The sequence below is a fragment of the Hydrogenophaga defluvii genome (genome assembly GCF_042665235.1).
In the GTDB taxonomy this organism is placed as follows: domain Bacteria; phylum Pseudomonadota; class Gammaproteobacteria; order Burkholderiales; family Burkholderiaceae_C; genus Hydrogenophaga; species Hydrogenophaga defluvii_A.
In genome coordinates this window covers 1-12,769 of record NZ_JBHTBZ010000055.1, presented here as the reverse complement: position 1 = coordinate 12,769, position 12,769 = coordinate 1, and the positions used below count along the sequence as shown (strand labels likewise).

The window sequence follows — 12,769 nt, the reverse complement described above, 5'->3', positions numbered from 1 at the left end:
GCGCGCGCAAGGTTTGGGAGGGCGGTATGAGACTTGGGGCGTGGGTATGGGCGTCGCTGGCCACGGCAGTGGCCGGTGTGGTGGCCGGTGTGGTGGTGGTGCGGTCGGTTGCGGCCGACCCGGAGGCGGAGCCGCCCGCCAACACCACCGTGTCCGTCATCGGTGTCGAAGACGACTGGCCGCCGTTTGCCTGGGTTGACGGGCCTGGGCAACCACCACGTGGCTACGCGGTCGAGGTGGTGCGCCTGGTGTTTCGCAACATGGGCGTGCCCGTTGAGCTCGTGGTCATGCCCTTTGGCCGTTGCATGCACGAAACGCGGATAGGCAAGATCGCCGGCTGCTTCAATTCGGTTTTCAGCGACGACATACGCAAAGACTATGCGTTGCACTCCACCCCCTTGTTCAACGAGCCGCTGGCGGTGCTGGCCCGCACGGCAGCGCCGCGCCAAACCATCGATGCCAATGGTCTGGAGGGGCGCACTGTGGGCTTTGTCCAGGGATACCAGTACCCCAACTGGTTCATGAACAACAAAGCCATCGTCCGCGTCTCGGCGGCCAGCGATTCGGCCTTGTTGCTCATGCTGGAGCGGGGGCGCATCGAGCTTGCGGTGACGGGCGCAACGGTGGCCGCTTGGCGACTGCAGACCAACCCGGAACTTCGCAACGTGCAGGTTCGCATGGTGGGTCAGGTGTCGAACGATGGTTTTGGCGTTGCCTTTTCCAAACAACATCCACACGGTGAGGTTTTGCGCAAAGGTTTTGACCAGGAGTTGCTCAAGCTGCAAGCCACCGACGGTTTGCGGGAACTGCAGCGAAAACACCTGCCGCTGCTGTCGCAGTGAGCTGCCGTGATGGCCTCGCTGTGCTTGTGTCTCGCTGCGCTTGTGGCGTTCGCTTCAAACCGACACAACAACGTCCGGCTTCAAACCTTCAGGTGCGTCGTGTTGGTCCCAGGCTTGCTTGAGTGCAAAACGCAGGCGGAAGGTGACGCCACGCTGGGGCGCTGACCAGAAGTCAAGTTGCCCGGCCATTTTTTGTGTCACCAGGTTGTAGACGATGTTCAACCCCAGGCCGGTGCCACCCCGGCCACGCCGGGTGGTGAACAGGGGTTCAAAAATGCGGTTGTGCAGTGCCGCCGGCACGCCCATGCCGTTGTCTCGGTAGATCAGTTCCACCTGACCGTGGGCCTCACGCAACTCGATGGCGATCAACGGTTTGGCAACACCCTCAAAAGCGTGGCGCACGCTGTTCATGATGAGGTTGGTCAGCACCTGCATGAGGACACCGGGGTAGCCCATGCCTTTGAGCGACACAGGGCCTTCGAAGTGGGGCGCAACGGGGATTTTTTTGGTCTCCGGGTGCAGGCTGGCGATCAGCGCTCGCGTGGTCTGGGCGATGTCGTATTCGCACAGCGTTTCGTCCGCTTGGTTGGCCGCAGCCTGTTTGAAGTCGCGCACCAGCTTGGCCGCTCTGGACAGGTTGCCCACCACAATGAGCTGGCCTTCGTGGGCCTCCCGCATCAGCGCCGAGAAGGTTTCCCGCGTGAGGCTGTCGGCCTGAAAGTGGTCGCGGATCGAATCGAGGGCCTCGCTCACCACAGACGCTGCGGTCACGGCAATGCCCAGCGGCGTGTTCACCTCGTGCGCCACCCCCGCCACCAGCGTGCCCAGCGAGGCCAGGCGTTCGTTGTTGATCAACTGGTCGCGGGCGTTCTGCAATTGTTCCAGGCTGAGGCTGAGTTCGCGTGTGCGCTCGGCCACCGTCACTTCGAGTTGGTCCGAGTAGTCGTTGAGACGCTGTTCTGCTTCGCGCAGCTGGGTGAGCAGGCGGTCGATGGAACCCAGGTGCTGGTTGGCGATGGCGGCCAGTTGCCCAATTTCGGTCATTTCGTGGCCGGCGGGCACGGCCAGGCGGGCCGATTCGGGTCGGTCCACGTCGGCCGACTGGATGGACTGGATGATGTTGACCAGGGGGCGGCGCAACACCCGGTCGTAGGTCAGCAGCAGCAGCGCGGCCAGCACCAGCGCGTAAAACATGGTGCCGACCAAGATGGCACCAGCACGCGCGAGAAATGCATTCGCTTCCGCGTGGGTGTCGTAGGTGATGTGGATCTCGCCCAGCCACTGGAATTCGCGTCCAGGCGGCGAATGTATGGACCACATGTACTGGCGTGCCGGCCCAAACAGCAGGTCGTTGAGCCAGGGTTGCCCATGAGTTCTTTTTGGGCCAGTGGCCTCGGCCAGAACCGATCCGTCGTCCAACACCACCCGTGCTTCGCGTATGTAGGGGAGCGTCAGTAGGCCGGCCAGCATATCTGCCACCCGGGCCTGGTCCATCCCGTAGACGCTGGCGTCCAGCGGCTCTTGTGTCATGCCGCGGACTGTGGCCAGGTTGTCTGCAGGCAGTTGCCGCACCTGGTGTAGGTCGTAGGCCACCTGCACCAAGCTGATGAGCAGCCCCACCGTCCAGGCGACGATGAGGATCGACTTGACCAGCAACCCGGACAAGGACCGCCGTGCGGGGCCTTGGGTCAACGGTGGCATCGCGCTGGCGACCAGTGGCAGTGAAACTCAGGCGGCGGTGGAGGGCTGTGGCCAGGCGGCGCTCAGCGCGTCCAGCCAGGCGTTCAGATGGGCTTGTTGTCGTTGACTCAGGCGCAGGAGCGCACCTTCATGCACGCGCATGCGTGGGCTTGTGCCGCCTGACAGGGGGGCTTCAGCCAAGCTGAGTTCGGCTGCGTCGATCTGGAAACCCGAGCGCAACAAGGCCTTGGCACGAAGCTCCGCCTCATAAGGGCCAGCGGCGCGCAACGCCGGCAGTTCGCGCATCAGCATCAGCAGGCTGTCCATGTGGAGGTCCTTGTCGGCCAGCGCGCGGTAGTTGCGCAGAGACGTGTACAACACGCTGCGCAACTTCAGGGTGGTCAGTTCGGTTTTTTCCTTGTAGGCGTCTATGTCGAACTGGCGGATCACTTGCTCCTCGGGCGCCAGGCCGGCCTGCCCGGTGCGCAACACCAGGCGGGTGAGCGGGCTTTGGTCGGTCTCGCGCAGCCAGCGCACCAGCTCCAGGCCCGCGTGTTCGGTTTCCATGACAACATCGACCACCGCCAGAGCGATGTCGTTGCGACGCTGGAACACCTGCTGGGCTTCCCGGGCAGAGTAGGCTGACAGCAACTCCAGCCCACGCTGCTGGAACTCAAACTTGCGCAGGGCCAAGCGGGTCACATCGTGCACTTCCGCGTCGTCATCCACCAGCAGGACACACCACGGGACAGTCGCGGACCGGGGCGCTGCCGAAGGCGCCGGCGCTGTCGCAAAAAACTCCATGTCCACTCCCCAAAATATTGCTGTTTTTCAACAGCGGGAGTGTGAGTCAAGTGCCGTTGGTCGGCAATTTTTGTTAATCGATGGGCTTGGGCTTTGACATTTGGGCCGCCCGCTCGCGTGCCACGGTTTGGCCCAATTCGATCACCGCCAAGGCGTAGTAGCTGCTCCAGTTGTAGCGGGTGACGGTGTAGAAATTGTCGGTGCCAATGACGTAGCTGGGTGGGGCACCCCCCGCTGCCGGGTCGCCGTTGTGCAACTGCACCAGCGCGAGCAAACCCACATGGCGCTGGGCATCCTCGTCCAGCCGCACCCCTTTGGACTGCAGGGTGGCCACGCTGAAGCTGGGCAGGATGTCAGGTGCCAACAACGTGTCGAGATCCAGCGTGGCTTCATCAAAGCGCGCGGGGTAGTGGGTGGGCATGCCGCTTTGCCAGCCGTAGGCTTTGAGGTAGTGGGCCACCGAGCCGATGGCGTCCGCCGGACTGCCTTGCAGGTCGATCTTGCCATCGCCATCGAAATCAACCGCGAAGCGCTCCCAGCTCGTGGGCATGAACTGGGGCAACCCCATGGCGCCTGCATAGCTGCCCCGCCATTGGCTGGGGGGCACATTGTGGCGTTTTGACATCAGCAACAGCTGCGCCAGTTCACCTTGAAAGTACTCGGCGCGTGCGGCGGCACGCGGGTGGCTGGTAGGGAAGTCAAAGGCCAGCGTGGCCAGGGCGTCCAGCACGCGGAAGTTGCCCGTGTGCCGGCCGTACAACGTCTCCACCCCGATGATGCCGACCACCAGCTCGGCCGGCACGCCGTATTCGGCCTGCGCGCGCGCCAAGGCATCGCTGTGGGTTTGCCAGAAGCGCAAACCGGCCTGTACCCGCACCGGCTCGATGAAGCGCTCGCGGTAGGCGGCCCAGTTCTTGGCCGCCGGGCTGGGTGGCGGGGCAATGAGTTTGAGCACCGCTGGCACACGTTCGGCCTGGCCGATGTGCTGCCGCACCCACTGGGGGGCCAGCCCGTGGCGGGCAGCGACCTGATCGGCGAAAGCCATCGCGGCTTGGTGGCCCGCATACCGGAACGAGGGCGTGGTGCGCTCTTTTGGGCCCGTCTTTTGGGTGGTTTGAATGGTGTTGGCCTCAACCGGGGCGGTGCCCATCATCAGCAGGCTCGCGAGCGCGGCACCTACAAAGCCCCAGGCTGGGCGGTTGACATAGGCAAGAGTGTTGGGGACAGCGGTGAAGGAAGGGAAGGCCATGGCGATCAACTGGGTTCGCGTTTGAGTGTAGCCACAGCCGGCGGGTCTGGACAAAGTCCTGGCATTGAGCCTGCGCACGTGCATTCGCGGCGCGGCATCCTCAAGCCCAACGGGGCGAACCCTCAATGGGGCGCTGGGCTGCAGGCGCTTTGACGCGAAGCCGTGGCACACTTGAAAGCTATGGTTTTGTCATCCGCTTCGATCACTCGCCGCCTGGCAGGCCTGCTCTTCGTGATCGTGCTCCCGCTCCACGCCGAGGTCATCACGGTCTACGGCAGCGACGAATTTCCTCCCGTGTCCTACATGAACGCTGGCGTGGTGGCCGGGGCCTTTCCGGCCATCCTGTCGCGCCTGGAAAAGGAAACTGGTGACCGGTATGAGATTCAGCTTGTACCGTGGGCGAGGGCACTTTGGATGGCGCAGCGGGGGCAGGGCGCGGTGGCCAATATTTCATGGACCACAGAGCGGTCGATGCAGATGGACTACTCCGTGCCGATCTACCCGACCGAGGTGGTGCTGGTGGTGAAGAAGGGGCGTGAGTTCCGCTTCGAGTCGCTGAGCGATCTGAAGGGCAAGTTGATCGGTGCCGGACTCGGTTCCAGCTACCGCGACGAGGTCGACGCGGCGATCGCTCGCGGCGACATCCTGGTCGATCGCGACCCGAACCAGCTCAGCCGCATGCGCAAGCTGCTCTCCGGCCGTGTCGATGCCATTTTTGTCGGCGCTGGACGCGTGGGCGTGAAGACGATGATCGAATCCACGCCCGAATTCAAGGACCGGGCCGATGAGTTCGTGGTCCTGCCCAAGGTCGTTGCCGTCGATCCGCTTCACCTCGCGATCCCGAAATCGCTGAACAAGACCGAGGCCTTGCAGCGCCTGAATCGGGCGTACACCAAGCTGAAGGAGCGCGGCGACCTCGCTGACCTCCTCCCACGCTGAACAAAACCCTCGCTTGCGGGGGCATCACAATTTGGAATCGGATTTCCTTTGACCTGACGCGGACGCCGCGCGGTAACGCTGTGCTTCCATTTCCATCAGCCAGCGGTGGCGTTCTGCGCGGTCTTCGGGTGTGAGGTGGGTGGGCAGCAGTTGTGCCAGTTGGCGTGGCGTGCTGTTGAAGGGCACGGTGACACCCTCGCGCCGCAGGCGCGCGCGGGCGCGCTCCAGCTGTCGCAGCCATGGGTCCGTGTGGTGGCGTTCCCACAAGGTCCAGAGTGCGCCCAGGGCGGCGGCGCCCACCACCACGGCCACCATAGCGTGGAGGAGGTCGGTCCAGTCGGTGGCCTGAAGACCCAGCCGGCGCAGCAGATCGAACTGGCGGCTTTGGGTGTAGTTGAGCACCCATTGGTTCCAACTGTTGTTGGCGGCTTCCCACAGCGCGCGCAGGCGGGCGGCCATGTCAGGACTCACGGTCAGCATGGCGGCGCCCAGCAGGCCGGGCTCGGGCCGCAGCCGCTGCAGCGTGCCGGTGCGCCCTGGCGCCACCGACGAAGTGGGATCCACGCGCACCCAGCCACGCCCGGCCAGCCAGACCTCGGCCCAGGCATGGGCGTCGCTCTGGCGCACGGTCCAGAACCCGTCCACCGAGTTGACCTCGCCGCCTTGGTAGCCGGTCACGATGCGTGCCGGGATGTCCAGTGCGCGCATCAGGACGACAAAGCTGGAGGCGATGTGTTCGCAGAAGCCGGCCTTGCGATCGAACCAGAATTCGTCGGCCGTGTGTTCGCCATAAAGGCCTGGCTCCAGCGTGTAGGTGTAGCCACCGGTGCGCAGGCGTTCGAGGGCCTGCTCCACCAACTGCTGGGGCGTGGCGCTGGGTGTGTTCTGGCGCAGGCTTTGTGCCAGCGCCAAGGTGCGGGGGTTGAAGCCCGGTGGCAGGTCCACGTGCTCTTGCAGGCCCAGCACAGCCTGCTGCGGCCCGTATTGAAAGTCCACAAAACTCTGGGCCTCGTAGCGCAGCAGGTCGGTCACGGGCCGGCGCAGCAGCCATTGCAGGTCGGGCGTGCGGACAAGGTCTTGTGGGCCCAGGTTCGGCCCTGTGGGGGTCTCGGTGGCGGTGTCCAATACCAGCAGCCAGGGCCGGTTGCTGGGTTCCAGGGTGACTTGGTAGCGCACCGGCGAACCCTGGGTGGTCACGGGCGCACGCATGCCTCGGCCGGGCAGCAGACCATCGACCGCGGGTTGCCAGGTGCGGCCATCAAAGCGGCTCAGCACCGGCCCCCGGAAGTACAAGGTGCGTTGTGGGGGGGGGCGGCCATCGAAGCGCAGGCGCATGACGATGCTGTCGTCCAGCGCCAGCGAGGCGATGCTGCCCACGCTCATGGTGGGCGACAGGCCGCTGCGCCCGGTCATGCCATCGCTGGGAATGCCCCACAGTGGCGCCATGCGTGGGAACAACATGAACAGCACCAGCATGATGGGCGCGCCCAGCAAGGCCATGCCACCGGCCAGCCGCGCGGCCGACCATAACGGCGGGTGACCCACCGGCATGTGGGCGTTGACCAGCGCGGTCAGCAGGCCCCACAGCGCCAGCAGGATGCCCACCGCAGTCAGCAGGGACTGCGAGTAGAAAAAATGCGTCAGCAGGGTGAAAAAGGACAAGAAAAACACCACAAAAGCGTCGCGGCGGGCGCGCAGCTCCAGTGTCTTGAGGGCCAGCAGCACCACGATGAGCGTGACCCCGGCGTCGCGGCCCAGGATGGTGCGGTGGGTGGCGTACGTGGCGCCTACCGCAAGCGCCAGCAGCGCCACCCGTGTCCACAGGCCGGGCAGGGGGCGCAGTCGGACGGTGAGGTAGGCGCGCCAGCCCAGCAGGGCGGCGGTGAGGCCCAGGCACCACGGTGGGATGTGCGCGGCCTGCATGAGCACCACCCAACCGATCACGGCGAGCAGGAACAGGGTATCGCGCACCTCGCGTGGCAGGCCTGCCAATGTGGTGTTGAGGGGCTTCAGCACAGCGCGAGTGCCTCCAGGCAACGCCGTTGGTGGGCCGGGCCCTGGTCGGGTGGGATCTCTTGGCTGGGCAGCCGCAAACCGTAGTCCAACCCGAGCCGCTCGGCTGCCAGCACCCAGGCGCAAACGCGGGACAGCCGGTGTTCGATGTCCGCGCCGCCACACTGTGCGGGGTCCAGCCACAGCTCATGCGTTTGCAAGTGGGCGGACTGGTCGCGGCTGACCAGTTCATCGCGGCCAGCGGCCCACACCTGCGCGGCTTTTTTCCAGGCCACGGTCTTCATCGGATCGCCCCGGCGGTAGCTGCGCACACCGTCGAATTCGCCGCTGCGGTGCGCATGGCGTGCGTTCACGCCACCTGGTCGAGGTTCACCGCGGGGCAGCGGCGGCGCGGGCGACTCGGGCGCGGGGTAGACCAGCAGCTCCGCCGCCGGCCGCCAGTAGGTCCAAACCCGGAAGGTGCCTAGGGGAAAACCGGTCTGGGCCGTGAGCCGCGGCAGCGGGTGGCGCCCCCGACTCGGCGGCGACCAGCCTACCTGCACACGGGCGCTGCCCTCGGCGGGCACGTCGGTCCAACTCCAGTGATCGGTGCCGGCCTCCCCCATCGCAATGCCATGGCGGGCGCGGCCCGGGTTGTCCAGGGTGATGTTGATGACCGCATTCTGGCGGGCAAAACACGGCTCGGGTGGCTCCAGCCGCAGCTGCAGGCCGCGCAGGTTGCCGTGGCACACGTGCATGCCGACCACGCTGCAGCCCAGCAGCAAGAAGGTGAGCAGGTAGCCCAGGTTGAGCTGGTAATTGATGCTGCCCACGAGCAGCAGCATGAGGGTCAGCCCCAGCATCAGGCCGGCGCGCGTGGGCAAAATGTAGACGTTGCGGTGGGTCAACCGCAGTTGGTCGGCGCGTGGCAGCCGGTTGATGAACCAGCGCGTGAGGCGGCCACGCAGCCTGGGGCGCTCCGGGGTCTTGGTCACGGCAATGCCACTGCGGCGATCATGGCGCGCACCTGCTCCTGCGGGCCCCGCCCGGCATCGCCGGTCACCACCAGCCTGTGGGCGATGGTTTGTGGCAACACGGCCGTGATGTCGTCCGGTGCCACATAGTCGCGTTGGTCCAGCCAGGCCTGGGCCTTGGCCGCTTTCAGCACGGCCAGCGCGGCTCGTGGGCTCAAGCCCTGCACAAACCACCGCCCCGAGCGCGTGGCGGCCACCAGGTCTTGCAGGTAATTCAGCACCGCATCGGCGGTGTGCACCGCCAGCACCGACTTTTGTGCCGCACGCAGGCCAGCCAGATCCATCAACGGTTTCAGGGTGCTCAGCATGTCGCGCCGGTCTTCGCCCCGCAACAGCGCGCGTTCTGCGGCCCGGTCTGGGTAACCCAGCGACAGGCGCATGTGAAACCGGTCGAGCTGGGACTCAGGCAGGGCATAGGTGCCCAGTTGGTCGTGTGGGTTTTGGGTGGCGATCACAAAAAAAGGTTCAGGCAAGGGCCGGGTTTCGCCTTCCACCGTCACCTGCTTTTCCTCCATGGCTTCGAGCAGGGCGCTTTGGGTTTTGGGGCTGGCGCGGTTGATTTCGTCGGCCAGCAGCACCTGGGCGAACACCGGGCCGGGGTGGAAGACAAAGCCCTGTTTTTCGCGTTCGTAGATCGACACGCCGGTGAGGTCGCTGGGCATGAGGTCGGCGGTGAATTGCACGCGCGAAAACTGCAGGCCGAAGCAGCGGGCCAGGGCATGCGCCAGGGTGGTCTTGCCCACCCCAGGCACGTCTTCGATCAGCAGGTGGCCTCCCGCCAGCAGGCAGGCCACGCCATCGTGCACCTGGTCAGGTTTGCCCAAGATGACCGTGTTAAGCTGATCCAGCAGATCGTGAATTTGTCGGCGTGTGTCGTCCATGCCGGCACCATAGCGGAAATTTGTTGCCATGAAGCCGACCGGATATTTCACCCACACCCTGTTCAGGCGTCATGAGATGGGCGAGGGCCATCCCGAATGCCCCCAGCGCCTGGACGCCATCGAAGATCGGCTGCTGATCACGGGCTTGGACCACGCCCTGGAGCGCCGAGAGCCCACCCCGGCGGCGCTGTCGGACGTTGAACTGGCGCACGACCGCATGCACGTGGCCGCCTTGCGTGGGCTGAGTGATCGCCTCATCGAGGACATGCAGGCCGGTGGTCCCACCCACGCCAACATCGACCCGGACACCTCCATCAACCGCCACACGTGGGAGGCCGCGTTGATGGCGGCGGGTGCGGCCATTGACGCCACCGACGCGGTGATGGCTGGCGAGCTGGAGAACGCGTTCTGTGCGGTGCGCCCGCCCGGCCATCACGCGACCCATGACAAGGCCATGGGCTTTTGTTTTTTCAACAACGTGGCGATTGCCGCCAAATACGCACTGGCGCGGCATGGGCTCAAGCGCGTGGCTATCATCGATTTTGACGTGCACCACGGCAACGGCACCGAAGACATCGTGGCGGGCGATGAACGCATCCTGATGTGCAGCTTCTACCAGCATCCGTTCTACCCGGAGTGCACACACTCGAACGCGGCCAATCTGGTCAATTTGCCTGTGCCGGCCTACACGCGTGGTATGGACGTGCGCGAACTGATCGACATGATGTGGCTGCCCCGGCTGGAGGCCTTCCGGCCGCAGATGATTTTCATCAGCGCCGGCTTTGACGCCCACCGGGAGGACGACATGGGGCAGATGGGACTGGTGGAGAACGACTACACCTGGATCACCGAGCGCATGGTGCAGGTGGCCAAACGGCACGCCCAGGGCCGCATCGTGAGCTGCCTCGAAGGGGGCTACAACCTCAGCGCCCTGGCGCGCAGCGTGGAGGCGCACCTGAGGGTGCTGGCCGACGTCTGAGACGCCCGGCGTCACCCGGAGGTCATGGGCCTTGGTTCACAATTCGGGGATGAACCAAGTCCCTGTTTCAGACACACCCTTGCTGCACGCCCGTGACCCACGCGGCGTGCACACCCTGACGCTCCACACCCCGCAGGCCTACAACGTGCTCAGTGAGGCCATGCTGGGCGCTTTGCAACAAGCCTTGGACGAAGTGGCTCGCGATGAGGGCGCCCGCGTCGCGGTGCTGGCGGCGGCCGGCAAAGCGTTTTGCGCCGGTCACAACCTCAAGGAAATGCGTGCGCGGCCCGAACTGGCCTACTACCAGCGCCTGTTTGCCCAGTGCAGCCGGGTGATGTTGTCCATCCAGAAGCTCGCGGTCCCTGTGATTGCGCGGGTGCAGGGCCTGGCCACGGCGGCGGGTTGCCAACTGGTGGCTCAGTGTGACCTGGCGGTCGCGGCCGACACGGCCAGTTTCGGTGTGAACGGCATCGACGTGGGCCTGTTCTGTGCCACGCCCAGCGTGCCGCTGGTGCGCAACATGCCCGCTAAACAGGCCATGGAAATGTTGCTGACGGGTGATTTCATCGGCGCGGCGGAAGCGAAAACGCGCGGGCTGGTGAACCGGGTGGTGCCGATGGGCAGCCTGGATGCCGAGGTCGAACGCCTGGTCGCCGCCATCCTGTCCAAACCCCGCGAGGCGGTGGCCATGGGCAAGGCGCTGTTCTACCAGCAACGCGAGACCGGCATAGAAGCCGCCTACCAGCTTGCCGGTCAGACCATGGCGTGCAACATGGTGCACGGTGTGGCGCAAGAGGGCGTTGCCGCCTTCATCGAGAAGCGGGCCCCCGCATGGCGTCCCGTCGCGCCCGGCCAGGAGGGTCAGGCATGAGCAGTACCACGTCCGCCCGCCCCATCGACGACTTTTCTGCCTGGCTGCAGGGCTTTTCCCAGCCCGGCGTGCTGGTCGAACTCGCCGCGCTGGCGCTGTGTGTGTTGTTGGCCTTGGGCCTGGTGGCGCTGCTGCGACGCTCCCTCGGTGGCGGCATCGACCCTCGCTCCATTCTGTTTGGTCGCAGCCTGTTTGACGGCGTGTTGTTCCCCACGCTGTTGCTGGGCCTGAGCTACATCGCGCGCGCGCTGCTGCTCAAGTGGGCGCCGCTGGCGGCGTTCAAGGTGGTGATCCCGGTGCTGGTGTCCTTGGTGGTCATCCGCGTGGGCGTCAAGGTGATGCGCGCTGCCTTTGAGGAAACCGCCTGGGTGCGCGCGGTGGAGCGCACCATTTCGTGGGTGGCCTGGCTGGCCATGGTGTTGTGGGTCAGTGGCCTGTTGCCCGTGGTGCTGGCCGAAATGGACCAGATTTCCTGGAAGGTGGGCAGCAGCCAGATCAGTTTGCGCAACGTGATCGAAGGTGCCATCACCGCAGGTGGTGTGCTGATTCTCAGCCTGTGGGTGTCATCGGCCATCGAGGCGCGTTTGCTGCGTTCGGCAGTGGGCGGCCAGCTCTCGCTGCGCAAGGCCATCAGCAACGCCACGCGTGCGCTGTTGATGTTTGTCGGCCTGTTGGTGGCGCTGTCTGCTGTTGGCATCGACCTGACTGCTCTGTCGGTGCTGGGTGGCGCGGTCGGTGTGGGTATTGGTCTGGGCCTGCAGCGGCTGGCGGCCAACTACGTCAGCGGATTTGTGATCCTGGCCGAGCGCAGCATGCGCATTGGCGACATTGTGCGGGTGGACACGTTCGAGGGCCGCATCACGGACATCAATGCCCGTTACACCGTGATCCGCTCGCTGGCCGGGCGTGAAGCCATCGTGCCCAATGAAACCCTCATCACCAGCCGGGTGGAGAATCTGTCGCTGGCCGATCCCAAGGTGTGGCAGTCCACCGTGGTGTCGGTGGCCTACGACAGCGACGTGGAGCTGGTGACTCGCCTGCTGCTGGAGGCGGCAGGGGCGTCGCCCCGTGTGCTCCAAGACCCAGGCCCCTCGGTGGCCATGACCGCGTTTGGCGCCGATGGGCTGGAGTTCACGGTTGGCTACTGGTTGGCCGACCCCGAAAATGGCCAGAACAACCTCAAGTCGGAGATCAACCGCGCCATCCTCAAGTCTTTCCGGAGCCATGGCATTGAAATACCGTTTCCGCAACGTGTCATGCACGTTGCCAAAGGCGCTCCACCCGTATAATCCATAAAAAAGCACGGTCGTTCGTTTTTTCTGCTGATCTCGTTCTACAATCGAAGACGAAGTTGACGTTGACGTAAACGTAAATTCGTTGGCACGTTTTTTTTACAACCTTTCAGGAGCCGCAGGTATGAAAGTCTTGGTCCCCGTCAAACGCGTGGTGGACTACAACGTGAAGGTCCGGGTGAAGTCGGACGGCACGGGTGTGGACA

Annotated in this window: 11 protein-coding genes and 1 pseudogene; 6 read left to right on the top strand and 6 right to left on the bottom strand. The window is 65.0% G+C overall.

What is annotated here, in order from left to right:
• Positions 1–26: 26 nt before the first annotated feature.
• Positions 27–842 carry a substrate-binding periplasmic protein gene (locus ACFQU0_RS16910; RefSeq protein ID WP_382202825.1) on the top strand — a complete coding sequence of 272 codons (816 nt, stop codon included), beginning with the start codon at positions 27–29 and terminating at the stop codon, positions 840–842.
• A 54-nt stretch (positions 843–896) separates the two neighbouring features.
• Here the strand turns inward: ACFQU0_RS16910 and ACFQU0_RS16905 are convergent, their stop codons facing one another.
• From ACFQU0_RS16905 to mltB, 3 genes are all read right to left on the bottom strand, one after another.
• Positions 897–2,543 (bottom strand): sensor histidine kinase, encoded by a 1,647-nt coding sequence (locus ACFQU0_RS16905; protein ID WP_382202823.1) that lies wholly within the window; start codon positions 2,541–2,543, stop codon positions 897–899.
• 27 nt (positions 2,544–2,570) lie between these two features.
• Positions 2,571–3,251, bottom strand: a complete 681-nt coding sequence (locus tag ACFQU0_RS16900) for a response regulator (RefSeq protein WP_382202822.1) — start codon at positions 3,249–3,251, stop codon at positions 2,571–2,573.
• Positions 3,252–3,399: 148 nt separating this feature from the next.
• Positions 3,400–4,479, bottom strand: a complete 1,080-nt coding sequence (gene mltB / locus ACFQU0_RS16895; protein ID WP_382202947.1) for a lytic murein transglycosylase B — start codon at positions 4,477–4,479, stop codon at positions 3,400–3,402.
• Positions 4,480–4,755: 276 nt separating this feature from the next.
• Between mltB and ACFQU0_RS16890 the strand changes: the two genes are divergently transcribed.
• Positions 4,756–5,514: a substrate-binding periplasmic protein gene (locus ACFQU0_RS16890; protein ID WP_382202821.1), complete on the top strand. Its 759-nt coding sequence runs from the start codon at positions 4,756–4,758 to the stop codon at positions 5,512–5,514.
• 24 nt (positions 5,515–5,538) lie between these two features.
• Here the strand turns inward: ACFQU0_RS16890 and ACFQU0_RS16885 are convergent, their stop codons facing one another.
• The 3 genes from ACFQU0_RS16885 to ACFQU0_RS16875 are packed head-to-tail and all read right to left on the bottom strand — an operon-like array spanning position 5,539 to position 9,421.
• On the bottom strand, positions 5,539–7,527 hold the full coding sequence (locus ACFQU0_RS16885) for a transglutaminase TgpA family protein (RefSeq protein ID WP_382202945.1): 1,989 nt from the start codon (positions 7,525–7,527) through the stop codon (positions 5,539–5,541).
• Positions 7,524–8,501 carry a DUF58 domain-containing protein gene (locus ACFQU0_RS16880; protein ID WP_382202819.1) on the bottom strand — a complete coding sequence of 326 codons (978 nt, stop codon included), beginning with the start codon at positions 8,499–8,501 and terminating at the stop codon, positions 7,524–7,526. The genes ACFQU0_RS16885 and ACFQU0_RS16880 overlap by 4 nt, the downstream gene beginning before the upstream one ends.
• On the bottom strand, positions 8,498–9,421 hold the full coding sequence (locus tag ACFQU0_RS16875; protein ID WP_382202818.1) for an AAA family ATPase: 924 nt from the start codon (positions 9,419–9,421) through the stop codon (positions 8,498–8,500). The genes ACFQU0_RS16880 and ACFQU0_RS16875 overlap by 4 nt, the downstream gene beginning before the upstream one ends.
• 28 nt (positions 9,422–9,449) lie before the next feature.
• Here ACFQU0_RS16875 and ACFQU0_RS16870 point away from each other — a divergent pair, with 28 nt between their 5' ends.
• The 4 genes and pseudogenes from ACFQU0_RS16870 to ACFQU0_RS16855 form a co-directional block, all read left to right on the top strand.
• On the top strand, positions 9,450–10,400 hold the full coding sequence (locus ACFQU0_RS16870) for a histone deacetylase family protein (protein ID WP_382202816.1): 951 nt from the start codon (positions 9,450–9,452) through the stop codon (positions 10,398–10,400).
• Positions 10,401–10,449: 49 nt separating this feature from the next.
• Positions 10,450–11,271 carry an enoyl-CoA hydratase gene (locus ACFQU0_RS16865; RefSeq protein WP_382202814.1) on the top strand — a complete coding sequence of 274 codons (822 nt, stop codon included), beginning with the start codon at positions 10,450–10,452 and terminating at the stop codon, positions 11,269–11,271.
• Positions 11,268–12,560, top strand: a complete 1,293-nt coding sequence (locus tag ACFQU0_RS16860; protein ID WP_382202812.1) for a mechanosensitive ion channel family protein — start codon at positions 11,268–11,270, stop codon at positions 12,558–12,560. Before ACFQU0_RS16865 ends, ACFQU0_RS16860 begins: the two co-directional genes overlap by 4 nt.
• A gap of 127 nt (positions 12,561–12,687) precedes the next feature.
• Positions 12,688–12,769: pseudogene (locus ACFQU0_RS16855) on the top strand (electron transfer flavoprotein subunit beta/FixA family protein); the annotation flags it as partial.

Coding starts and splice junctions, on each gene's coding strand:
- ACFQU0_RS16870 (WP_382202816.1), top strand. CDS start 9,450: ATGAAGCCGACCGGATATTTCACCCACACCCTGTTCAGGCGTCATGAG.
- ACFQU0_RS16860 (WP_382202812.1), top strand. CDS start 11,268: ATGAGCAGTACCACGTCCGCCCGCCCCATCGACGACTTTTCTGCCTGG.
- ACFQU0_RS16865 (WP_382202814.1), top strand. CDS start 10,450: ATGAACCAAGTCCCTGTTTCAGACACACCCTTGCTGCACGCCCGTGAC.
- mltB (WP_382202947.1), bottom strand. CDS start 4,479: ATGATGGGCACCGCCCCGGTTGAGGCCAACACCATTCAAACCACCCAA.
- ACFQU0_RS16890 (WP_382202821.1), top strand. CDS start 4,756: ATGGTTTTGTCATCCGCTTCGATCACTCGCCGCCTGGCAGGCCTGCTC.
- ACFQU0_RS16910 (WP_382202825.1), top strand. CDS start 27: ATGAGACTTGGGGCGTGGGTATGGGCGTCGCTGGCCACGGCAGTGGCC.
- ACFQU0_RS16905 (WP_382202823.1), bottom strand. CDS start 2,543: ATGCCACCGTTGACCCAAGGCCCCGCACGGCGGTCCTTGTCCGGGTTG.
- ACFQU0_RS16875 (WP_382202818.1), bottom strand. CDS start 9,421: ATGGACGACACACGCCGACAAATTCACGATCTGCTGGATCAGCTTAAC.